Source organism: Oceanobacillus damuensis, from assembly GCF_001618145.1.
In the GTDB taxonomy this organism is placed as follows: Bacteria; Bacillota; Bacilli; order Bacillales; family Amphibacillaceae; genus Oceanobacillus; species Oceanobacillus damuensis.
Genome location: NZ_LQNF01000047.1, coordinates 1 through 23,906, shown reverse-complemented (window position 1 = coordinate 23,906; position 23,906 = coordinate 1). Strand labels below are relative to the sequence as shown.

The following is a 23,906-nucleotide window of genomic DNA, read 5'->3' as shown; positions in this document are numbered from 1 at the left end:
TGCTTTGGTAGGTGTGTTGACGTTGGCGTACTTACTGGCATTGATGGTAGGGCTTCTGGCAATGGCTCCTCTGTTTTCCAGGTTTGGTAAAAGGAATACGATGATTGGAGGTTCCATCATAAGTATTATCGGTTGCCTGATCATAATGATCAACCCAACGAGTCTGTTTGTTGTAGTGGTTGCCCAAATTGTTAAAGGATTAGGACAGGCATCTCTTACAGGTGCACTCTGGGCATTGCTTCCCGATACAATTGAATATGGAGAATGGAAAACTGGTATCAGAAACGAGGGTGTACTTTACAGTGGAGGAAGTATGGGACAAAAAATTGGAAACGGTCTCGGGATGGCATTTATTGGATGGGTTTTATCTTGGGGAGGATATAATGGAATGTTATCTGTCCAACCTGATTCTGCGATAACATCGATTTATACTATCTTTATTTATCTTCCGATAGTAATTTTTGTAGCACAAATTATATTATTATACTTCTATAAGCTTGATAAAGTTTATCCAAAAATTGCTGCAGATCTTGAAGCAAAAAATGAAGGATTACGTTAGACTTTTTTAACATCAATAAATTTAGTGAGAATGTGTGGAGGAAATAATGACATGGCTAATTTAAGAAATGAATATCCGAGACCACAATTGGGTCGTGAACAGTGGTTAAATCTAAATGGAGAATGGAATTTTGCGTTTGATGATAACAAAACAGGGTTGAAAGAAAAATGGTATGATTCTTTTCCAGCTGAGACAAAAATAAATGTCCCATTTGTCTATCAATCGAAAGGAAGTGGTATTCACGACACATCCTTTCATGATGTTGTATGGTATCATAGATCATTAAGTATACCGGAGGAGTGGGAAGGGAAGTCCGTTATCCTGCATTTTGGTGCCGTAGATTATCGTGCCTGGGTTTACGTCAATGGCCAATTAGTTACATTCCATGAAGGAGGCCATACGCCATTCCATGCAGATATAACACATGTGTTGAGTGAGAAAGAGAATTCTCTTGTTGTAAGAGTGGAGGATCCCTCTGAAGATGAAACAATTCCACGTGGAAAACAATATTGGAAAGAAGAATCCGATTATATTTTCTATACAAGAACAACGGGGATTTGGCAGACGGTATGGTTAGAGCCAGTCTCCGAAAATAGAATTGATTCTTTAAGATGGACACCACAATTAGACCGAGGAGATATTGACTTGGAAATGGAATTAACCAATCAAGCAGAACAAGAACTATCTGTCCAGGTCAGTATTTCTTTTAAAGGTAAGGAAGTCATTTCGGATACGGTCTCTGTCCATGAATCATATATAAAAAGAAGCTATAATATTAGAAATCGGTTTACATCACGCAGCAATGTTCATGGAGAAGGTTGGTACTGGACGCCAGAAACTCCAAATTTATTTGATGTAGAGTTAAAACTTCTTTCCGGTTCTCAAGAAGTGCTGGACCATATCACCAGCTATTTCGGTATGAGGAAAATATCGATAGAAAATGGACAAATCTTGCTTAACAACTTTCCGTATTACCAAAAGTTAATACTTGATCAAGGTTATTTTCCAGAAGGGCTACTGACAGCACCGTCAGACGACGCCCACAAACAGGATATTGTGCTTGCTAAAGAAATGGGATTCAACGGGGCAAGAAAGCATCAAAAGGTAGAAGATCCACGCTATTTATACTGGGCGGATAAGCTTGGTTTTCTGGTTTGGGGCGAAATGGCTAACGCTTCAGAGTACAGTGAAGAAGCTGCAAGGCGGATGAATGACGAATGGATACAAGTCGTTAACAGGGATTATAATCATCCATCACTTGTTGCATGGGTCCCATTAAATGAAAGCTGGGGAATTCCGCTGGTTGGCCTTGATCAACAACAGCAGGCACATGCTTTGAGTATGTATTATTTAACAAAGTCGCTAGATACAACTCGCCCGGTATTTTCAAATGAGGGATGGGAGCATGTTATCTCCGACATTTGTGGGATTCATAACTACCGCTCTGCAGAAGAGTTGAAAAAGACCTATCAATCTGTTGAAACAGCGATTAATACTAGAGTGTCCAAACGCAAAATCTATGCTAATGGATATCAATATAATAACGAACCAATCATGGTAACAGAATATGGCGGAATCGCATACGACAAAGAGAATGAAGAGCAGGAAAAGGGATGGGGCTATACGGACGTTGGGACTGGTGAGGCATTAATAGAAGAATATAAAAAGCAGACAGAAGCAATTATGAACTCCGAAATTATACAAGGCTTTTGCTATACCCAATTAACCGATGTCGAGCAAGAGATAAATGGACTATTAACCTATGACAGAAAGCCTAAATGTGATTTAACATTAATAAAAGAGATTAATGATCAAAAATAATTTCTTGCAAATGTTTCATTGTTTTATTTGTATCTAGTTTACATCCATAAGAAAAAATCTGATTGAGGTGGCCCAGCACTTCTTGATTAATATTGAGTGTGTTGTTTCCAAATATTCGTCGGCACAAATAAACGTTGTTAAAAAAGCTAGGGCTGATAAGGCTAACATCAGTTCTAGCTTTTTAAAATTTTAACCCCGAAGATTCCACTAAAAGGCTTATAACTACACCAGTATAGCGGTCCGGTTTTGGATTATAAAAATGAGATTAACGAGCTGCTGTTGGTCCAAATTGCAAAAGGATATGAGTGGAAAGATATCTGGAGAAAAAATGCTCCTATAAACTGAAAGTGAGGAATGGTGGTACCTTTCCCCTCTTCTTTAAAGCGCTAAAGTGATTAATCTAGAAACAGCAATAAAAACAACTAAAGAGAATCGTTTTAAAGTGAATTAATTAGAAGCTGCAAGAAATGATGAGAGTTAATTCCATCAATTCTTACAGCTTCAATTTATATAATATTTTTTCAGTGAGACTGAATAAAGAAAGACATATGTTAGGTCCGCCTTTGCCATCCTTTTGATCTACCCAGCCAAGAAAATGATTCACTTGGAATTCAGGTACCTGCCCCCAGTTGAATACGGCCAAAGGAATTTACTACCTTTACCATCTTTTTACCATCCTCTGACAAAGGACTTACCAACCTTTGCCGATCTTTACCAAAAGTCTTTAAGATTACCTGAAATAGTGCATAACCAAAAGTCCACCACCATTGACTTCACTTTTGTCCGCGTAGTGGTATGAATGCAGGTTAGCTAAAATTAAAGCCTAGAGGCTCACCTGGAACAAGTGATAACACGGACAATTCGCAAGTAGCTACGCTGTGGCTCTGCTGGCATTTACAGTAATTTTCATTAACCGAATAAATCAGAATGTGTAAATAACGCCCCCACTTTTGGGACTTGTAAATGTCATGTCAGTTGGTGGTGAATTTCCAGTCATTCATTGATACATATTATGTCATAGGTGGTACATCTGGATGGAACAATGGAAAATTCACCAGAGAGTCCAGCGATTAATAATCCTTCAGAAACTGTTACCATTGCATTCTTAGAAGACTGTTTAGTATTTTGTACTATTTATAGAAATGACAAACGGATGAGTTTTGGAAAACTGATTCTAAACAGAAGAGGCACAAATGGATATTTTCCCCTGAATAACTGGCCAGAATCTATTACACACCTTCATGACTGGTCTTTTAACCGCATGTTAACAAGTCTTCTATTAATTAATAGAAATACCCTAGTTTGCAGATTATATGTTGACAAATTAAAACGTAACTTTAGCTGACTGAAATAGGCAGATAAATCACTGCTGTAGTTGGCTTTTGGTTAGTCCTTACATTTTTTGCATTTCTTTTTGCAGGTATCCCCAGAGAAGCTCGATTAGGGATGCAGCTCAATCAAAATCGCTGATTTTATCGCTTAGCTCATAAGACATTCGTCCTCCAAAAAAAGACTCTCAAAATACATTAGTAAATAATTATACATATTATAAATTAATACTATTCTACTTATACTATCTTAATGATAGGTTAATATTCCTTTAATATATCTTCAATATAATTACAGTTAGAAAGGAGATGAAGAATTGATAAACATAACCAAATTGGCGAAGTCTTTCGGAAATAACGAAGTACTAAAAGAAATTAGCTTTAATGTGGAACAAGGTGAGTTTCTCATTGTTTTAGGTTCAAGTGGTGCAGGGAAATCAACTTTACTCAGGTGTATAAACGGTTTAGTTACGCCAACTTCTGGTGAAGTACTTATTAATGATATGTCAGTGGGAAAAAATAACATTAGGAAAATAAGAAAAAAAGTAGGCATGATATTTCAAGGATTTAATGTAATAGACAATTTATCTGTTTTAAATAATGTATTGATTGGGCGACTAGCATATAAATCACCATTAAATATACTTTTTAGCAAAGAAGAAAGAAGATTAGCTGAAGAAGCAATTGAGATGGTTGGATTAAACGATAAAAAAAATGTTCGTGTAGATCGTTTAAGTGGTGGACAAAAGCAACGGGTAGGAATTGCAAGGGTGCTGGTACAAAATCCGGAAATTATTTTAGCCGACGAACCAGTATCAAGTCTCGATCCAGTAATTGGAAAGGAAATCCTTGAATTACTAAGAGAAATTAATCAACAAAGAGGAACAACTATCATATGTAATCTGCACCAATTGGATTACGCAAAGACATTTGGTAAGCGGATTATTGGTGTTAGAAATGGGATAATTCAGTATAACGGAACTCCAAGCAATATAAAAGATAATGATTTGGTAAATATTTACGGTGAGAAATTTCTCAATAATATTAAGAGTAATAAAAATGAAATTAAAGAATTGCAAACGATATAAACATTAGGGAGGAATAAATGTGAAGAAATTATTATTAGCTATCGCCATGGTTCTTACTGTTGCAGTAATCTCTGGTTGTTCAAATGCAAGTGGAGAAGAGAAAGAAGTATTAAAGGTTGCATTACTGCCTGATGAAAGTCCTGCAAAAATTATAGAAGATAATCAGAAATTAAAAACATATTTAGAGGAAAGCCTTGCCATGGAAGTTGATCTAGTCGTAACAACAGATTATTCATCGATGATTGAATCGATGCGTAATGGACATATTGATCTAGGGTATTTCGGACCATTATCATATGTCTTGCTTAAGACAAAAATGGATGAAGTTGAACCTTTTGCCGCAAAGCTTGAAGATGGAGAACCAACCTATCATTCCGTATTCGTGGCTAATGCGGATTCTGGAATAGAGACCTTGGAAGATGTAAAAGGACATACTATAGCATGGGGAGACCCTTCATCAACTTCTAGTCACATGATACCAAAAGAGATGTTACAGGCTGCTGGTGTAAGCCCAGAAGATTATACAGAGGAATTTACAGGTGGGCATGATGCTGTAGCAACAGCAGTGCAAAATGGACATGCTCAAGCTGGTGGATTAAGTAAGCCAATCTATGATTCCCTCATAGAAGAAGGGGTCATGGATCCTAATAAAGTAATAGAATTACAATTATCAGATGCCTATCCAAACTATCCGTGGGCAGTTAGAACAGATTTAGATAGTGAATTGCAAGAGAAGATTAAGCAAGCATTTTATGATCTGGAAGATGAAGATATACTTAAATCTTTAGATGCAGAAGGGTTTGCGCCAATGACAGACGAAGATTACGATATTATTCGTGATATGGTTGATTTATTAGGTCTGGATGTAGAAGATATGTAGTTTGTAGAGAGACAGGCTTTTGTTGAATCAATTGCCTTCTCTTTCGACTTATCCTTAATTTAAGATGATGGGATGGAAAATATGGAGACACAAAAAGAAATGAAATATAACGAGTCGTCCAATAACGGAAGCATTTTAAGGGGTTGGTTATGGGTCATCTTGATAGGGAGTATCTTATTTCTTGGCTCTTCCGTTTATATGTTGGTAGTCAGTTGGGAACAAATAATATCTCCAAATACCTTTATTAATATTTATAATTTAATAGCGCAAATGCTGCCACCAGATTTTACTGTCGTTTCTGGAATTGGCGTTGCAGTCCTGGAAACAATTGCAATGAGTGTTATGGCGACATTCTTAAGTGTTATTATTGCTTTTCCTTTAAGTTTTTTGGCAGCATCCAATACTTCGCCACATCCAAGTATTCAAGCAGCAGTAAAAGCTATTTTTAATATCTTGCGTACAATACCAGAATTAATTATGGGGATTATTTTTGTAGCCGCAGTAGGATTTGGTATTTTGCCTGGTATTTTAGCATTAGGCCTTAGCTCTGTCGGGATGTTAGGGAAGTTTTATGCTGAGGCAATAGAAAAGGTAGATAAGGGGTTAAATGAAGCGGTGCAATCGGCAGGGGGATCTAGATTTCACATTATTATTTTTAGTATCATTCCTCAAGTAATCAGCCATTCTGTCGATTTTTCATTGTACCGGTGGGAACATAATTTTCGTGCATCTACCGTTGTTGGACTAATTGGAGCAGGAGGACTGGGATTTGAATTAATATCCTCATTAAGGTTGTTACAGTATCAAGAAGTGCTGGCTATTTTAATTATAGTATTTGTTTTAGTTCAACTCGTAGATACATTTGGGAATGTAATCCGCAGAAAATTACTAGAAGGAGAAAGAATATAATATGAGACCAAAAGTATTTATATCTCACTGGATGCCAGAAATAGGGGTCAATATAATTAAGGAACACTGTGATGTAGACTATTATGATGGAACGATTCCGTTAGAAAAAAAAGAATTGATTGAGCGTGCAAAAGACAAAGATGCATTAGTTTGTTTTGTACCGGACATTATTGATAGAGAAGTATTAGAGGAGTGTTCAAATTTAAAAGTCATTAGTAGTTTTGGAAAAGGATATGACAATATTGATATAGAGGCATGCACGGATCATAATGTTTTAGTATTAATTAATAAACAAGCTCTGACTGAGTCAACAGCTGATTTAGCAATTGGATTATTGCTTTCTATGTCCAGAAAAATTTTATTAGGAGACCATCATGTCCGGTCAGGTGAGTTTAATGGCTGGCATGCCAAAAAATATTTAGGGAAAGATTTTCACCATTCAAAGCTAGGAATTATTGGACTAGGGGAAATCGGACAGGCTATTGTGAAAAGAGCAATGGGTTTCGATGCAGAAATATCTTATTACGATAGACATAGAGTAAAAGATTTTGAAAAAGAATACACGATTCACTATGAAAGTAATTTATATGAGCTTCTCAGGAAAAATGATTTTATTATTGTAGCAGTAAATCTAAATCCCGGTACATATCATTTAATTGGAAAAGATGAATTAGATGTTATTAACCCTAATAGTATTTTAATTAATATTAGTAGAGGATCTGCAGTTGATGAGGAAGCAATAGCAGAATCGTTACAAAATGGAAAACTTTTCGGCTATGCATCCGATGTATTTGAATTTGAAGATTCGATGAACGAGAACAAGAAGAATTATATAAATGAATCATTATTGCTTTCTAAAGGAAAAACCGTATTTACACCACATATTGGAACAGGAACAATAGAAGCAAGAGAACAATTGGCGATCTCAACAGCTAACCAATTAGTACTAGCTTTACATGGAGAAAAACCTAATGGTGCCATAAACGATGAGAGAATAGAAATGTTTCAAACAACCAATTGAACACCAACGTGAATAAGTAATTAAAGAAATGGATATTCTTCTGGTTTTTATTTGTAAGTCGGAAGAATATCTATGATTTTTTGTTGTAAACACTAGCATATTTCAAAATTTGACCTTCATGTGGGGGTACTTATGAACATTAATTTTCGTCACTTGGAAATCTTAGTAGTAGTTGTAGAGGAAAAAAGTATGACCAAAGCAGCAAAAATATTACATATGTCTCAACCGGCTGTTAGTCAAACAATTATTGAAATTGAGAAACAGTTAAATACAAGACTCTTTGATCGATTAAATAAGAAGTTAATCCTAACTTATACAGGAGAAGTTTTCTATTCGTATGCACAGAAAATATTAGGCTTGATCGATATTGCTGAAAGTTCCATTAAAGATATAACAAATGTTCACACTGGAAAGATTAAAATAGGAGCAAGCACAACCTATGGTATTTACTTATTACCAAAGATTATTGCTGAATTTCAAAAGCAATATAAACATATTGAATTAGAATTTACAATTGATAATACACATATTATTGAAGACCTCATTCTTAACCACAAAATTGACATTGGTATAGTGGAAGGTCTTAATTACTCTGCTGATATAAAATCCAAAAAGCTTTTTGATGATAATTTATCTCTTATTTGTTCCATTGATCATGATTGGGTGAAAGAAGGAAAGTTTGAAGTGGGCTCTTCTGATCTTGCTACTCAAACGTTAATATTGAGAGAAAAGGGAAGTGGAACAAGGCAAGTGATTGATGACGTCATTAACTTCCATCAATTATCCTATAAAACTATTTATTCATTAAGTAACCTTGAAGCGATTAAAAAAGCAGTGGAATCAAATATAGGAGTCTCATTCCTAACCCACATATCTGTAGAAGAGGAGATTAAAAGTGAAAAACTTGTTCCCATTAAAATTAAAGATATCGAATTCAATAGGGAATTTAGTGTTATTTATCATAAGGATAAATACAAATCGTTACTCTTTGATAAATTTATTAAACATTTAGAAGTTTATCATTATAAAAGGCATCTCCCATTAAAATATTGTCAAAGTGATGTCCGAACACTTGTAGAAGAATGAAATTAGTTACAACATTAACAGCAGTTGTTACCAACAGAAAATAGAAGTAATTATCCTCCACTCTAGACCAAAGTGGAGGATAATTACTTCTATTTAAGCAAACATCGAATATTGTTGTCAGCCTTTCTTGCGGCATGTATGTTGCTTAGAAAGGGGGTTAGTAGCACTCTGTCTATTTTTATTATATATTTTATCTGAATACAGTATTTACTTGGTACTGGGGGCGTTCGAGCTGTTGGTTGAACGATCAAAAAAAAGTAAAAATCGATCCCCGTCGATAAGATAAAAAACATTAACTTTCCATAAAGAATTATTAATTAGAATTTTTCTAAGCATTCCCTTGATATAATGATAAGGAGATGAACAGTACAAGGGAGTAATAATATGCAAAATGTTCGGTTAAAGGCTTCGTTAGATCCTTTACAAATTGAAAATCGATTACAATATGAGCCCGAAATTATGGAGTTGCACTTAGTGGAAGAAGATTTGTATCACCCGGAGAGTCTCGTTGAAGTAGTACGTGCGTTGAAGGTACAAGGAATTCAAGTTTATTTGCATCACCCTATGAGGTATAAGGGGAAGTTTTTAGATATTATTAGTTCTAGTCAAGAGATTCGGGATTTTTATGATTGGTCTAGTTGGGAGTTAGCAGCAATTTGTAAGCAAGAAAAGATACAATGTGTCATACATTGTCACTATGCCAATACGGAAAGCAGTGATTATATGGATTTCCGTGCCAGAAAGGAAATGCGACAGCGAGTGGAGAAGTTACTGAGTATTTCGGAGGTTTGTTTTCTCTGGGAGGATACCATTAAAGGAATTTTTTCTGCTGAAAACCCCTACCTATTCTCAGAAATCATTCAGCCGTTGGAGCTCCCATTAAATATTGATGTCAGTCATGCATTTATTGCACTCCAAGGGGACAATGAACGATTGCAGCAGCATTTGGAAATATTTCATCCGTATGCAAACTACTTCCACCTTGTCGATTCTTTTGGAGAAAATCATGATGCATTGCCCCTGGGACAAGGAAACATTGATTGGAATATGGTGAAACACTATGTAGGTGAGAAGGATTTCATCTTTGAAATTGATCTAAAGCGTTCAGGCTTTCTGGATTGTACGCCTATGATGAGGAGTGTGGAGTATTTTAATAAGATTTAGGGAGATAGGGACAGAAGGTGGACATATGTCTGTTAGGCTCGTTGTTATTATTTGCTAACTAAAAGTATGTGTCATAAACAGTTAATTATTCAATGATTGTCCGTTTATAAACCTTCAAAAAATATGGATATTTTGGAATTCAGATGCTCGGCCCCCACTACTGAAACTTAGGCGTCGTCGCTTCTAATATTATTTTTTAGCGACATCATATTGCTGAGGAGCTTTTTTTGTTCTTGTTAGTACTTGATCACTCATTCTACAGAGGGAATTCCGTATTATTGGAAATAAAAGGGTTTTACATAAATAAACTAAAACTAAAAAAGCCCTTCTCATATGAGAAGAGCTTTTCCATGTTTAATTACGCTTTTTCAACATTTGCTGCTTGTGGTCCGCGGTTACCTTCTTCAATTTCAAAAGAAACTGCTTGACCTTCATCTAATGATTTGAAACCGTCGCCTTGAATTGCTGAGAAATGTACGAATACATCATCTCCACCTTCAACCTCGATAAAACCGAAACCTTTGTCTGCGTTAAACCATTTTACTGTACCGTTACTCATAAAAAAACTCCTCTGTGCTTTATAGCACGTTTATTACTTTTGGGTTCAAGATAATAATTCAAGACGATGATAATCACTAGATAGTTATTACAAATATCTTGTTTTGCTAAACCGAACTTCAATAAGTTAATCTTATTATAACACATTATGGTGAGATAGATAGGTTTTATTTAAATATTTATGAAAAGGGTTACGAGACCACAGAAAAAAGTATTTTTTTAGGTGCCTTTTTCAGGAGTTAGGAGCAAATTTTCTGAAATCAGCTATATTTTCATCTGCATTTTTCAATAAAATAAAAATTAAATTAGAATCATCCCCTTTGTAGGATAGTATCGCTGCTATCCTCTTTAAAATAATTGCGAATGCCATTACTTTGCTTATAATTCCATACTTTTCTAGGTTGTACCCCCTAGCATGATCTAGCCCCGGAAATTTCGCCATTTTCCCATTCTTGACAAGACCTTTTCTTATATTTTTCCTTAACCTCACCCGTCTTTTGTTGTGGGCAGTAACCGTAAAACTCCGGAGTATTTATCTCTAAAAACTTTTCGTCTGGTACATCGTAAAAGAATTTAAAAAAAAGCATTGACGAATAAAGCGCTTTCATATAATATTAAGCAAAGGTTAATTAGTTGGTTTGTTTTACAAATTAACCTGTTAGCGTACAAACGCAGGGATTTATTCGGGATTAATATTCACAATCTTCAATATTGTGTACGCTTTCATTTGAAATGAGTCGTAATAGCCCTGTATATAGTTTGTTTAAAAAATATAGCTTTAATGACACAGGTGTTTATTGCGATCCGAAATAAGGAGGGGGCGCCTTAATAAAAGGCTTTGGTTAACGTTATTGGATAGTACTTATTAATTCGAAAATTACTATTAAACTTTGAAAATCTGGGGGGAAAATAATGTCGAGTCAAACAATGGGAAGTGATCATAAGTATCATACAGCTAAATTATGGCAGATTGGTTTTTTTGCATTAAATAATACAGCCACAAATATGTACATGTTCATTCTAGCTTTCGTATCTTACTATGCAACAGGGGTGGCTGGATTAACAGTGGTTGTAGTAAGTACCATTTTAACAGTAATGCGTGTGTTTGATGGCATAACAGATCCAATTATCGGATTTGTAATAGATAAAACAGAATCCAAATTCGGCAAATTTCGCCCGATGATGATTTTAGGGAATATTATACTAGCTACTTCTATTATATTGATGTATAGTATCACGCATCATTTACCGCAATCCTTACAATTGATTTTTTTCATTGCAATGTATGCATTGTATGTTATTGGATATACATTTCAAACCGCATGTACGAAAGCTGCGCAGACAGTTTTGACAAATGACCCTAAGAAACGGCCGCTTTTCGCCATTTTTGATGGGGTCTATAATGGATTAGTCTTTACAGGAGGGCAAATTTTCGTTGCTTCCTATCTTGTTGCAAAACACGATGGCTTTACAATGACATTATTTACGGAGTTAAATCTGTATGGAATTATTCTTTCAGGTGTATTTACTTTTCTGGCAGTCCTAGGCATTTCGTCGAAAGATCGTAAAGAATTTTTTGGACTGGCCGAAACGACGGCAAACATAAGATTTCGTGATTTTTGGCCAGTAATAAAAGGAAACAGACCATTGCAAATGCTTGTTCTTGCAGCTTCCAGCGACAAACTAAGCTTTAGTGTAATGGGACATGCTGTGGTAGGGGTAATGTTATTTGGTATCTTACTGGGAGACTACGAACTAAGTGGACAGGTATCAGCAATTATTCTTGTGCCAGGTATTTTAACGACGTTTATAGCAGTTTGGTATGCAAGAAAAACCGATCTGAAAAAATCTTTAGTCATGTCGACGTGGATTGGAATAATCTCATTTAGTTTGTTAATAGTGTTATTATTCTTGATTGATCCAACAACGATATCTCTTTCAAATTTTGGAATGGCTACACTAATATTTATCATATTATATGCGGTAGGTAGGGGTTTTGGTACCAATTCGGGTGCAATTGTTATACCAATGATTGCTGATGTATCAGACTACGAAACATATAAATCCGGACGTTATGTTCCTGGGATGATGGGGACTCTCTTCTCATTTGTTGATAAGTTGATTTCATCTTTAGCACCAGCACTCATTGGATTTGCTGTAGCTCTAATAGGTTATCGTTCAGAATTTCCGGAGATAGGCGCCGCATTGACACCATCTTTATATGGAATGACTATATTCCTGGCATTTGGTGTACCAATACTTGGTTGGATTTTATCACTAATTGCTATGAAATTCTATAAATTGGATAAAAAGAAAATGGAAGAAATTCAGGAAGCAATTGCAGAAGTTAAAGAAGAGGCCAAAAATAGTGACGCAAAAGTGATTTAGTGAGATGTTGGATGCCTTTTAAAAGGGCATCCTGTCTTTTTAATGTTTATAGCTTCCAATAGTACTTTATGGGAAGAAGGATGAAATTAGTGATGGATCAACAACCTAAGGGTCAATCAACGGAAAAAATTAATAAAACAACTATAATGATTGTATTAATATCTGGAGCTTTTGTAGCGATCTTGAATCAGACATTATTAGGGGTTGCATTACCACATATCATGGTTGATTTAAATTTAGATGAAAATACCGCACAGTGGCTGCAATCTGTGTTCATGCTTGTAAATGGTATTATGATTCCGATTACGGCTTTCTTAATAGGGAAGTATACAACTAGAGGTTTGTTTTTATTGGCTATGGGCTTGTTTGCATTTGGAACGCTTTTAGCAGCAATAGCACCGGGTTTTTCTATGCTATTACTTGGACGAATTTTTCAAGGGGCAGGTGCTGGAATTATGATGCCGCTTATACAAACGATCATGTTATTAATTTTTCCAATTGAACGAAGAGGAACTGTTATGGGGATGTTTGGCTTGGTCATTGCTTTCGCACCAGCAATTGGACCATCCTTAGCAGGGTATATTGTCGAAAATGCGCCATGGAGAACTTTATTCTATATGATCTTACCGATAGCTATTCTTAATATTATTATTGCATATTTTATTTTAAAAAATGTAACGAAACAAACGAATCCTACTATTGATGTACTCTCCATTATATTATCTACATTAGGTTTTGGTGGATTCCTATATGCTTTTAGTATTGCAGGAGCTGCAGGTTGGAATAGTATAGAAGTGTTTACTTCCTTTGCGGTCGGTGCTGTAACATTAACCTGGTTTATTTTCAGGCAATTAAAGTTAAAACAGCCTATTTTAGAACTTAGAGTGTTTAAGTATAGGGTGTTTACAATAACAACGATTATAGGCATGATTATATTTTTAGCGATGATTGGAGATGCAATTGTTTTGCCTATGTATATGCAAAGCATGCTTGGTTTTACTGCGTTTGAATCTGGATTAGCCTTATTACCGGGTGCTATATTAATGGGTATCATGAATCCGATAACAGGAAGGTTATTTGATAAATACGGAGCAAGATGGCTCGCCATTAGTGGTTTATCTTTAATCGTCGTAACTACATTTATGTTAGCTGCTCTTACAGAAGAAACCTCATTTACTTATATCGCTACCGTGAATATATTTAGAATGCTTGCTATTGCCATGACCATGATGCCAGTAATGACAGCTGGGTTAAATGTTTTACCAACGAAATTGATTCCACATGGAACAGCGGTGAATAATACTTTTCGCCAAGTGGCAGGCGCTGTGGGTACAGCATTGCCAATAACGATTATGACTACAACGGCTATTCCAGAAGAAGGTGTTAATGGTTTAATTCATGGTGTGAATGTTTCCTATACCGTTTCTGGTATCATAGCCATCATTGGTCTGGTCATTGCTTTCTATATAAAGGATAGAAGAACGATAAGGGATATAGAAATCGGAAAGGAAAGGAATATTGTATAAGTAACTGTCTTGAAAGATAGGTGCTGTTGTTTTTGGAGATATTGGTGATTTACTACTAGAATTTTATAATGAGTTAAAAGCAGCGTATTTGGAAAAGAATTGATAAAAGTTCATAGGGATGGTTTTTAGGCTACTGGGTGGTCCAAGGGGACAGGAACCACGGTCCATATTTATAATTGCGAACTTAAGAGATCAGTTCTTTATTAATTCGATTCAATAGTTGGACCAGTGAACCTGTCCCCGCGGTCCGTGCCTTATAATCATGTCTAACATGTAGAGAAATAAATTGACTACCATGAAATTATCCAATAATCTTTTTGAAAAAGCACTCTCAGATAATTTTTGTGCTAAAATTAACAGTATCAAGTAATGAAACTGCTTTCAATAAATGCGATAATAAGGATAGATCCACTGAGGAGTGATGTAGGGTGATTTCAATGGATCAGCCATTGATTGTGAACTATCGGGTTCATGGGATCTGGGATAATGTGGATTATCATTCACATCGGGAATATGAGATATACCTTTTCCATGCTGGTTCTTGCAGATACCTCATTCATAATCAAATTTATGACCTGAACCCTGGTGATATTTTACTTATGGATGGGTTGGCATTGCATAAACCGAATGTTCCTCCAAACAGTGAATATGTTCGCAGTACGATTCACTTCTCACCAGAGTTGGTGAAGGGGTTGCTGAAAGAATTAGGTGCACTTTATCTACTGAAAGTATTCGAAAAGCTTCATCATTGTTTTATTCATACGAAGAATAATGAGGAGTTTAAGCAGTTGGAAAAAGTGATCAGCCGCATGGAAAGAATAAAGCTGAAAGCCGATTCAGGTGATTTGAATGCAGAAGTAGAAATGAAAGCGCTGCTTATTCAAGTATTGACCATCATTCATCGGCTTGGGGAGCTAGAGTCACTGAATGTACCAGCTGAAAAAGGAGAAAAAGCAAAGCATGCAGAGAATATTGCAGCATATATTCAATTGAATTATATGGAGAGATTGTCGATTGACTCGATTGCCGATGCACTGAATATTAGTAAGTCCTATTTATCTCATGTGTTTAAAGAAATGACAGGGTATACGATCATGGAGTCTGTCATGGGTACACGCTTAACTCAGGCTAAATACTTGGTAGAAGCGGAACCAAATAAATCTTTAAAAGATATTGCAAATGAAAGCGGATTCGAGAGCGTGTCTCACTTTAGCCGCTATTTTAAAAGTAAAGTTGGCCTTACAGCGAAGGAATATCGTCGTGAGCGCCTAAAAATATATAGTGAGGAGAGATAATGATGAGTAAAGTAAAATTAGGTATTATTGGTTTAGGTGCACAAGGTGGAGCATATGCAGGATTTATTACTGAAGGAAGAGTCAAAAACATGGAGATTGGTGCAATCTGTGATATAGATCCAGAGAAGAAAAAAGAAGCAGAGGAAAAGTATCCAAATGTTCCATTCTATAGTGACTATATTGAAATGCTTGAAAGTGGTGATGTAGATGCTGTTATCACAACTGTACCTCATTACCTGCATCCAGAAATGGGAATTGAAGCTTTAAAAAGAGATATCCATGTATTAGGTGAGAAACCAGCTGGTGTATATACGAAACAAGTGAAAGAATTAAATGAATTTGCTCAGACAAAACCAGAATTGACGTTTGCAATCATGTTCAACCAAAGAACCAATGAGTTATATCAAAAGGTGAAAGAACTTGTCGATAGTGGTGAAATTGGCGATATTCGCCGTACAAACTGGATTATTACAACTTGGTGGAGACCACAAGGTTACTATGATCAAAGTGCATGGAGAGCAACTTGGGAAGGTGAAGGTGGGGGAGTTCTTGTAAACCAAGCACCGCACCAATTGGATCTTCTTCAATGGATTGCTGGTATGCCGAAGAAAGTAACTTCCAATGTGAAATACGGTTATCAAAGAGATATTCCGGTTGAAGACGAAGTAACGACAATACTGGACTATGGTAATGGTGCAACAGGTGTTTTTGTAACTTGTACACATGATGTCATTGGAACAGATCGTTTTGAAATATTAGGGGACAAAGGGAAGATTGTTGTCGATGACAGTAAGAAAGTAACGATTACACGCCTTCATAAACCAGAACCAGAGATGAATAAAACCATGAGTATGATGGATGTGGCAAAAATCTTCATGGGTGGAAATACAGATGATCTTTATGAAACAGAAGTTCTCGAATTTGAGAGTGTTTGGGGCGGACAACATGTAGCGGTATTAGAGAACTTTGCTGCCAACATTTTAGAAGGTGAAGAATTAATAGCACCAGGTAGCGATGGTATTCATGGTGTAGCACTGGCAAATGCGATTCATCTGTCAAGCTGGTTAGGAAAAGAAGTAGAACTTCCAGTGGATGAAGAAGTTTACCTAGCAGAGTTGAACAAACGAATTGAAGAAGAAAAACAAAATCAGTAAAATGTTTTTTTTAAAATGTGGATTGGGGAAATCAGGTTTTGTTACCTTTGTTTCTCCAATCCATATTAAAGGAGGAACAACCAATGCTTAAAGTAGCAGTTATTGGTCTTGGAGACATTTCTAAAATTCATCTACCTATCATCCAGGAAAGTCAACATGCAGAATTAGTAGCAGTATGCGATATAGACAAATCATTTAAAGATTCTTTTTCAGGAGTAAATTTTTATACAGACTATAATGAAATGCTAGATCAGGAATCGTTGGATTGTGTCCATATTTGTTTGCCGCACCATCTCCATTATCCTGCTACAAAAGCTTGTGTCGAAAAAGGTGTACATGTTCTTCAGGAAAAACCATTAGCCAGAAATGCAGAAGAAGGTATGTCTATAGTTGATTTAGAAGAACAATACAAAGATGTTAAAATCTGTGTTAGCTTTCAAAACAGGTTAAATGAAACTTTTGTGAAACTAAAAGAACTAGTCGATAGTGGAGAATACGGGGAAGTAACAGGACTAAAAGGATTAGTGACATGGTTCAGACCAAAATCCTATTATGATGAAAAGCCATGGAGGGGTCGGATGCGTGAAGCAGGTGGTGGCGTTATGATTAATCAAGCCATTCATACATTGGATCAGATGCAGTTAATAGGTGGAAAAATAGATACGATTCGAGGATCGATTGACAATCTATTTGATTATGGGTATGAGGTAGAAGATACAGCAACAGCAAACATTCAGTTTGAAAATGGTGCAACAGGTTTGTTCTTTTCAACCGTAACCAATGCCACTAACTCTTCTGTGGAATTTCAAGTTATTCTTGAAAAAGGAAAATTGACTATAAAAGATAGTGTCCTCACAAAAACGAATGAAGCAGGCAAAAAAGAAGAAATTATCGAGGACGAAAAACTCCCTGGCAGTAAATTCTACTATGGTGCAAGTCATTCTAAATTAATCAATCACTTCTATTCATGTATCGAAAATGATTCACAGGATTATATTCATGCGAAAGATGCCCAAATATCCATGGAAATGATTAGTGCTATTCGTAGGTCTTCTGAAATAAAACAAACGATTAATATGGAGGTATACAAATGACTAACGGCAAAATCGGTGTGCAAATGATGATGTTGAAGCAAAAAGTAGAAGAGCTTGGTGCATATGAAACCATGAAAAAACTGCACGACCTAGGTTTTGGAGCAGTTGAGGTTTCTCAAATTCCAATGACAGAAGAAAATGTAGCGGAGTTAAAAAGAGCCAGTGAAGCGTTTGATATTAAAATTGCAGCATTATCAGCTGGTTTAGAACAGATGTTTCCAGGTGCGCCTGGTGAAACCCTGACAAATGATTTCGATAAAATAGTTAAGGATTGTAAAACATTAAACTGTAATTTCATTCGTATTGGTATGTTACCTCTAAACATAATGGGTGACAAAGATCAGATAATGGCGTTTATTGAAAGAGCAGAAGTGATGGCAGAGCGTTTAGCAGAGCATGGAATTGAATTATACTATCATACCCATCACATTGAATTTCAAAAATATGATGGAGAATATCTACTGGATCTAATGAAAAATAACACGAAAAAATTAGGTTTCGAATTGGATGTACACTGGATTCAAAGAGCTGGTGTCAACCCAGTAGAATTTGTGAAAGAATATAAAGGCCGGATCTCACTACTTCATTTAAAAGATTACCGAATTGGTCAATTGGATGTAAATGAAGATGATTTAAAAGACATGGCGAAATTCTTCGCTAAATTCACAAATCTTATTGAATTTGCCGAGGTTGGTGAAGGTAACTTAGATATACCGGCTATCATGGAAGCGGGTCTTGAAAGTGGGGCACAATATTTCCTTATCGAACAAGATGATACGTATGGAATCGATCCATTTGAATGCCTGGAAACATCCGCCAGAAACTTAAGAGAACTAGGTTACGCAGACTGGTTTTAATGGAAAACGAAATATTAAGGAATAGGAACTAGTATCGAAGCTAGTTTCTATTTCCATTATTTTAAAAAAGGAGCGAATGAATTTGGGTAATAAAGATGGTATGAATTATGCACCTAAGGGAAAACCGAACCCGGTTGTTAAAGAGGGAGAATTTCAAATTGCTGCAGCGGCATTAGACCATGGACATATTTACGGGATGATTAATGGTTTGGTTGAGGCTGGAGCCACTTTAAAGTGGGTATTTGATCCAGATGTCAAGAAAGTAGAAGCGTTTGTTGAGAAATTTCCTGCAGTGCAAGTCGCAGAATCATTGGAACAGATATTAGGTGATGATGAGATAAGGCTCGTAGCGGCTGCAGCTATCCCTTCTGAGCGTAGTTCTTTAGGAAATAAAGTGATGCAAGCTGGCAAGGATTATTTTACAGATAAAACACCATTTACAACACTAGCGCAACTCGAAGAAACGAAAAAAGTAGTGGAACAAACTGGGCAGAAATATATGGTTTATTTCAGCGAACGACTGCATGTAGAAGGGGCTGTTTTTGCTGGGCAGCTTATTAAAGATGGGGTCATTGGGGATGTTATCCAAGTTACTGGATTTGGTCCGCATCGGTTGAATGCACCGAGTCGTCCTGATTGGTTCTTTAAGAAAGAACAATATGGTGGGATTCTTTGTGATATAGGCAGTCACCAAATTGAACAATTCTTATATTATACAGGAAATAAAAACGCAAAAGTTTTACACAGTAAAGTGGGAAATTACAATAATCCAGAATATCCAGAGCTAGAGGATTATGGTGACGCGACATTAGTCGGAGAGAATGGTGCAACATTTTATTTTAAAGTCGATTGGTTTACTCCAGATGGACTAAGTACATGGGGAGATGGCAGAACGTTCATTACAGGAACGGAAGGCACCATCGAGATTCGGAAGTATGTTGATGTCGCTCGTGAGGAATCAGGAGACCATCTTTATTTGGTAAATAAAGAGGGAGAAAAACATTATGAGTTATCTGGAAAAGTTGGCTTCCCGTTCTTTGGTGAGTTAATCAAAGATTGTCTAAATCGTACGGAAAAAGCTATGACACAAGAACATGCTTTCAAAGCAGCGGAATTATGTTTGAAAACACAGGAAGAAGCAATTGTCGTAACGAAATAACATGTATAAAAAACGGCCCAAAAATCATTGACTTGAATTTTTGGGTCGTTTTTTCTGTTGGAAGGATTTTGACGTGGTGTCAATAGATCTTGATTGGTTGTAATAGAATAGAAGCCCTTTACGAAGCAGGGAGTTTTACTACTATTATATTCCTACCTTTTCGCTAACTGCAGATGAATTACTATCTATGGTGAGCCTGATTTCTGGTACTTGAAAGAATCGCTGTATTGCAAGCGCACAGGCACCTAGCAGACATGCTTGATGGACAAGGTCAGAAAGCACGATTTCCCGGTATTGACTAACGGATGACGTAAGATTTTTTTCGATTTCCTCTATCACATTTGGATACATTTTCAGTAATTCACTATTTAAGACGATGGTGTCTGGGTTGTATAAATTAATGATATTATTTAATCCTATGGAAATATACTTGATGAACCCATCCATTAATTCAAGTGCAGCGGTGTCCTTTTTTTCTATAAGTTCCTTAACATCCCTATGTGTAAGTTGGCTATTATACATGTTATTTAGCTGTTCAAAAAAGCTAGGCTCGGAAGCATACCTTTCCCAGCAGCCATGATTGCCACATTTACAAGGTATACCATTTGGTGTGATGATCATATGCCCCATTTCCCCAGCATAACCATGGTATCCTCTATGGAGCTTGCCGTCGATGAAGATACCTGTACCAATGCCAGAGGTCAGTATAACGGTAAGTAAGTTATCGCTATCACTGTATTTATATACCCTTTCAGCATTGGATGATAGATTAGCATTATTATCCACGTATATATCTATATCGTTGATGTTATTTTCCAAATCCGCTTTTAAGTTTTTTTCATGCCACTGATATTTCGGCACAAATAAAAGGCTCTGATCTTTATTAACTGTTCCATGAACCCCCACGACAACACCAACTAATCCATAAATACTGTGGGAAAATTTATTTTTATAGTTTTTTATTTCTGTTATTAATAACTGGACGATATCATCATAATCCTCCGTTTTGGGTGTGATTGCACTGCTAAGAACCGTTTTTCCTTGCAGATTGCATACCGTAAATCGAATTTCATGGTAATCAAGGTCAACTCCCAGGACATATCCTGCAGTGCCGTTAATAGAAAGCATAATCGGTCTTCTTCCAATTGCATTGTGTTCCTGTAAAGTCTCACTGATAATCTCTTCTTCTAATAAGTCAGCAACTTGGACAGAAATGGTTGCTTTATTTAACCCGGTAATTTTTGATAATTTAGCTCTTGAGACCATGCCATGCTCGATAATATTCTTTAAAATGACACTCCGATTGATTTTTTTGATATAAGCACTTGCAACTGCAACCATCACCAGTATCCCCCTCGAGTAAATCTATTTTATTTGATCTATATTTTAATGAATTGATCGATTTCTGCAAGCCAAACTATAAAGCGCTTACAATCATTATATCAGAAAAATGGAATTTTAGTAGATTTATATGAATCAAGGCTCTATTAACCGTTTACCACAGAAAAATGTATAAACTGTATAGAAGTAACACGATATGTACAAAGTGTAGGTAGAGAAAGTGTCTGGGCCTTGTGTACCAAAAAATCCTTTTATTCTAGCAACCAATTAAACTTTTCAATTTAATATAAATTTTAAAAAAGTGGTTGACTTATGAAACGCTTACATATATTATTTACTTATAGATAATTTGTTTCGTTAACAAATTATCTCTATGTTGACTGAAAGTGTTTTAGTATACAAGAGAGGAAAGAAGATTGTTAATTTATAATCCGAACATCTAAGATATGGAGTAAAAGGAGCAATAGTATCAAGGTTTCCACCTGCCTTTTTCGGAATCTTGCGATATCAAAACTCTCCCCATTTACAAACAAGGTGGAAAATATATTTCATCTGAAAAACAGATTATGGTCAGCAATATTATAGAGCAAGATTATTTGCTTTTAATAATATAGCCGCTATAAATAGTTTTCATTTTAGGCTTAATAATTGGATTATATAAGAATTGAATTTTAGAAGTTAATTGTAAGGGCTTTCTATATGCTTCATTCATTTAAAAGAGGAGGAAATAGTATGACTACAGCAGTGGAAAATGACAAAAAGTATAATAGAGCGAAATTATGGCAAATCGGGTTATTTGCATTAAATAATGCAGCAACCAATCTTTATATGTTTATTCTATTATTCGTATCCTATTATGCAGCAGGGGTGGCAGGGCTGACCGTTGCGATTGTAAGTAGTATATTAATGTTCATGCGGATATTTGATGGGATTACAGATCCAATTGTAGGTTTCATTATTGATAAGACAGAATCAAAATTTGGTAAGTTCAGACCGATGATGATATTGGGTAATAGTCTCTTAGCGACTTCCATTATTTTAATGTATAGCATTACACATAATCTTCCAGCACAATATCAATTGATTTTCTTTATTTTAACTTATGCTCTTTATGTTATCGGTTACACTTTACAAACAGCTGTTACGAAAGCTGCCCAAACAGTTTTAACAAACGATCCAAAACAAAGACCACTATTTGCTGTTTTTGATGGGATTTATGTTACGGTTATCTTTACATTAGGTCAAGTTTATGTTGCCTCCTATCTAATGGGGAAATATGGCGATTTTACCATAGGATTGTTTACAGAGTTGAATACGTTAGCTATTATCGTAGCAGCAACTTGTACCATCTTAGCTGTTATCGGTATTTCTGGAAAAGACCGTAAAGAATTCTATGGTTTAGCCGATTTAAATGTAAATACAAGATTCCGTGATTACTGGCCCATTTTGAAAGGTAATAAACCTTTACAATTACTTGTTACTGCAGTTACTGTAGATAAATTAGCTTTTAGCTTATTAAGACAGTCGGTTGTTATTGTTATGGTATTTGGTATTCTAATGGGAAACTATGCACTTAGCGGTACGATCTCTCTAATTACCACGGTACCGACATTATTAATTGTATTTGCTGCAGTAGCAGTTGCCAGAAAAAAAGGAATGAGAAAATCATTTATCATAGCAACATGGATAGCATTTCTATCTTTAGCAGGTTTATTTGCACTATTCTTAATCGTAGATCCTTCAACAATGTCAAGTGGAGTAAGTGTTGGATTAGTAGCATTTGTCATTCTTTACACGTTAGCGATAGGATTTGGACAGATTCCTTCTACATTGGTAAACCCAATGATTGCAGACGTTTCTGACTATGAAACATATAAATCAGGTCGCTACGTACCAGGAATGTTAGGAACATTGTTCTCCTTTGTTGATAAATTAATTACGTCCTTAGCACCAGCTATCATTGGATTGGGTGTTGCATTGATTGGATTTAATAATGCGTTTCCTACAGTTAATGATCCATTAACTACACCATTATTCTGGATGACATTAGCCTTGGCGTTTGGATTGCCAGCATTGATGTTGATTATCTCGATAACCTGTATGAAATTCTATAAACTAGATGATAAGAGAATGGAAGAAATTCAAACAGAGTTAGCAAGATTAAAAGAAGAGGGTAAGATTGAAGATAGTGAAATAGAGGCAATCTAAATCGCATAAACTGTAATCACTTTAATGTAAGTGGTTGCAGTTTATTTTTTTGCTTCAGAAAGTAAAGCTAGTAGTGAATATAAGGTAGCTCAGGGGCGTTTTCCTTGTCCGGTCGGTGGATTAATTGTTTAATTCAATTAGTTATTCAGGGGAAATTGGTTTTTAATTGATTTTCAAAATAACTATAAAGGTTAGGTCTAAATAGCTACTAGTTAGATGTGCAGTACTCCACCTTTTACCTTGCAAGTTTTGTAATAGGGTCAGGTACCGCTTTTTGCCTTAATCGGTTAATGGGTTAGTCGAATTCTGCCAGGTCTAATGATTGTAATATAAAGGAAAAGAAGGAAGTGTTACCTGTCCTGTCAGCGTGGGAATGAAAGTCTAAATACGATGGAAAATCTGTGGAAAGGACCTTCATCAAGGCGATGAAGGTCAAAGTGAAAAGGAAAAACAGTAGGAAAGAAGTTCAT

At 35.9% G+C, this 23,906-nt stretch carries 19 protein-coding genes; 16 read left to right on the top strand and 3 right to left on the bottom strand.

Annotated features, from left to right (window positions below; genetic code table 11):
* From A4245_RS18395 to A4245_RS18360, 8 genes are all read left to right on the top strand, one after another.
* Positions 1-559 (top strand): MFS transporter (locus tag A4245_RS18395; RefSeq protein WP_157087768.1); only part of this gene is annotated, 559 nt, incomplete at its 5' end.
* 51 nt (positions 560-610) lie between these two features.
* Positions 611-2,380: a glycoside hydrolase family 2 protein gene (locus A4245_RS18390; protein ID WP_067730609.1), complete on the top strand. Its 1,770-nt coding sequence runs from the start codon at positions 611-613 to the stop codon at positions 2,378-2,380.
* Between the two features lie 1,645 nt (positions 2,381-4,025).
* Positions 4,026-4,796 (top strand): phosphonate ABC transporter ATP-binding protein, encoded by a 771-nt coding sequence (phnC, locus tag A4245_RS18385; RefSeq protein ID WP_067730607.1) that lies wholly within the window; start codon positions 4,026-4,028, stop codon positions 4,794-4,796.
* Between the two features lie 19 nt (positions 4,797-4,815).
* Positions 4,816-5,676, top strand: coding sequence for a phosphate/phosphite/phosphonate ABC transporter substrate-binding protein (gene phnD, locus A4245_RS18380; protein ID WP_067730605.1), 861 nt, complete (start codon positions 4,816-4,818; stop codon positions 5,674-5,676).
* 81 nt (positions 5,677-5,757) lie between these two features.
* The gene (phnE, locus tag A4245_RS18375) at positions 5,758-6,585 is read left to right on the top strand and encodes a phosphonate ABC transporter, permease protein PhnE (protein WP_084268864.1); all 828 of its coding nucleotides are present in this window, start codon (positions 5,758-5,760) and stop codon (positions 6,583-6,585) included.
* 1 nt (position 6,586) lies between these two features.
* A complete protein-coding gene (locus A4245_RS18370) occupies positions 6,587-7,606 on the top strand; it encodes an NAD(P)-dependent oxidoreductase (RefSeq protein WP_067730603.1) in 1,020 nt (339 codons plus the stop codon).
* A 132-nt stretch (positions 7,607-7,738) separates the two neighbouring features.
* Positions 7,739-8,692, top strand: a complete 954-nt coding sequence (locus A4245_RS18365) for a LysR family transcriptional regulator (RefSeq protein ID WP_084268863.1) — start codon at positions 7,739-7,741, stop codon at positions 8,690-8,692.
* A 384-nt stretch (positions 8,693-9,076) separates the two neighbouring features.
* Positions 9,077-9,856: a TIM barrel protein gene (locus A4245_RS18360; RefSeq protein ID WP_067730601.1), complete on the top strand. Its 780-nt coding sequence runs from the start codon at positions 9,077-9,079 to the stop codon at positions 9,854-9,856.
* A 358-nt stretch (positions 9,857-10,214) separates the two neighbouring features.
* Here the strand turns inward: A4245_RS18360 and cspD are convergent, their stop codons facing one another.
* Both cspD and A4245_RS18350 read right to left on the bottom strand, forming a co-directional pair.
* Positions 10,215-10,415 (bottom strand): cold-shock protein CspD, encoded by a 201-nt coding sequence (gene cspD / locus A4245_RS18355; protein ID WP_067730599.1) that lies wholly within the window; start codon positions 10,413-10,415, stop codon positions 10,215-10,217.
* Between the two features lie 231 nt (positions 10,416-10,646).
* A complete protein-coding gene (locus A4245_RS18350) occupies positions 10,647-10,856 on the bottom strand; it encodes a hypothetical protein (protein WP_157087766.1) in 210 nt (69 codons plus the stop codon).
* Positions 10,857-11,326: 470 nt separating this feature from the next.
* On the opposite strand from A4245_RS18350, the gene A4245_RS18345 reads away from it, so the two are divergent.
* From A4245_RS18345 to A4245_RS18315, 7 genes are all read left to right on the top strand, one after another.
* Entirely contained in the window at positions 11,327-12,802 is a 1,476-nt protein-coding gene (locus A4245_RS18345) for an MFS transporter (RefSeq protein WP_067730595.1), read from the top strand.
* 92 nt (positions 12,803-12,894) lie between these two features.
* Positions 12,895-14,328, top strand: a complete 1,434-nt coding sequence (locus A4245_RS18340) for an MDR family MFS transporter (RefSeq protein WP_067730593.1) — start codon at positions 12,895-12,897, stop codon at positions 14,326-14,328.
* Between the two features lie 437 nt (positions 14,329-14,765).
* Positions 14,766-15,623, top strand: a complete 858-nt coding sequence (locus tag A4245_RS18335) for a helix-turn-helix transcriptional regulator (protein WP_234402443.1) — start codon at positions 14,766-14,768, stop codon at positions 15,621-15,623.
* A 2-nt stretch (positions 15,624-15,625) separates the two neighbouring features.
* A complete protein-coding gene (locus A4245_RS18330; RefSeq protein ID WP_199860714.1) occupies positions 15,626-16,777 on the top strand; it encodes a Gfo/Idh/MocA family protein in 1,152 nt (383 codons plus the stop codon).
* A gap of 83 nt (positions 16,778-16,860) precedes the next feature.
* On the top strand, positions 16,861-17,871 hold the full coding sequence (locus A4245_RS18325; protein ID WP_067725676.1) for a Gfo/Idh/MocA family protein: 1,011 nt from the start codon (positions 16,861-16,863) through the stop codon (positions 17,869-17,871).
* A complete protein-coding gene (locus A4245_RS18320; protein ID WP_067725674.1) occupies positions 17,868-18,728 on the top strand; it encodes a sugar phosphate isomerase/epimerase family protein in 861 nt (286 codons plus the stop codon). Before A4245_RS18325 ends, A4245_RS18320 begins: the two co-directional genes overlap by 4 nt.
* Positions 18,729-18,810: 82 nt before the next feature.
* A complete protein-coding gene (locus A4245_RS18315; protein WP_157087646.1) occupies positions 18,811-19,887 on the top strand; it encodes a Gfo/Idh/MocA family protein in 1,077 nt (358 codons plus the stop codon).
* Between the two features lie 144 nt (positions 19,888-20,031).
* Here A4245_RS18315 and A4245_RS18310 read toward each other — a convergent pair whose 3' ends face one another.
* The gene (locus tag A4245_RS18310) at positions 20,032-21,228 is read right to left on the bottom strand and encodes an ROK family protein (protein ID WP_067725670.1); all 1,197 of its coding nucleotides are present in this window, start codon (positions 21,226-21,228) and stop codon (positions 20,032-20,034) included.
* A 732-nt stretch (positions 21,229-21,960) separates the two neighbouring features.
* On the opposite strand from A4245_RS18310, the gene A4245_RS18305 reads away from it, so the two are divergent.
* Positions 21,961-23,436, top strand: coding sequence for an MFS transporter (locus tag A4245_RS18305; protein ID WP_067725668.1), 1,476 nt, complete (start codon positions 21,961-21,963; stop codon positions 23,434-23,436).
* Positions 23,437-23,906 lie beyond the last annotated feature (470 nt).

Coding starts and splice junctions, on each gene's coding strand:
- A4245_RS18305 (WP_067725668.1), top strand. CDS start 21,961: ATGACTACAGCAGTGGAAAATGACAAAAAGTATAATAGAGCGAAATTA.
- A4245_RS18325 (WP_067725676.1), top strand. CDS start 16,861: ATGCTTAAAGTAGCAGTTATTGGTCTTGGAGACATTTCTAAAATTCAT.
- A4245_RS18370 (WP_067730603.1), top strand. CDS start 6,587: ATGAGACCAAAAGTATTTATATCTCACTGGATGCCAGAAATAGGGGTC.
- A4245_RS18330 (WP_199860714.1), top strand. CDS start 15,626: ATGAGTAAAGTAAAATTAGGTATTATTGGTTTAGGTGCACAAGGTGGA.
- A4245_RS18360 (WP_067730601.1), top strand. CDS start 9,077: ATGCAAAATGTTCGGTTAAAGGCTTCGTTAGATCCTTTACAAATTGAA.
- phnE (WP_084268864.1), top strand. CDS start 5,758: ATGGAGACACAAAAAGAAATGAAATATAACGAGTCGTCCAATAACGGA.
- A4245_RS18390 (WP_067730609.1), top strand. CDS start 611: ATGGCTAATTTAAGAAATGAATATCCGAGACCACAATTGGGTCGTGAA.
- A4245_RS18320 (WP_067725674.1), top strand. CDS start 17,868: ATGACTAACGGCAAAATCGGTGTGCAAATGATGATGTTGAAGCAAAAA.
- A4245_RS18350 (WP_157087766.1), bottom strand. CDS start 10,856: ATGGCGAAATTTCCGGGGCTAGATCATGCTAGGGGGTACAACCTAGAA.
- A4245_RS18345 (WP_067730595.1), top strand. CDS start 11,327: ATGTCGAGTCAAACAATGGGAAGTGATCATAAGTATCATACAGCTAAA.
- A4245_RS18365 (WP_084268863.1), top strand. CDS start 7,739: ATGAACATTAATTTTCGTCACTTGGAAATCTTAGTAGTAGTTGTAGAG.
- A4245_RS18340 (WP_067730593.1), top strand. CDS start 12,895: ATGGATCAACAACCTAAGGGTCAATCAACGGAAAAAATTAATAAAACA.
- A4245_RS18335 (WP_234402443.1), top strand. CDS start 14,766: ATGGATCAGCCATTGATTGTGAACTATCGGGTTCATGGGATCTGGGAT.
- A4245_RS18310 (WP_067725670.1), bottom strand. CDS start 21,228: ATGGTTGCAGTTGCAAGTGCTTATATCAAAAAAATCAATCGGAGTGTC.
- cspD (WP_067730599.1), bottom strand. CDS start 10,415: ATGAGTAACGGTACAGTAAAATGGTTTAACGCAGACAAAGGTTTCGGT.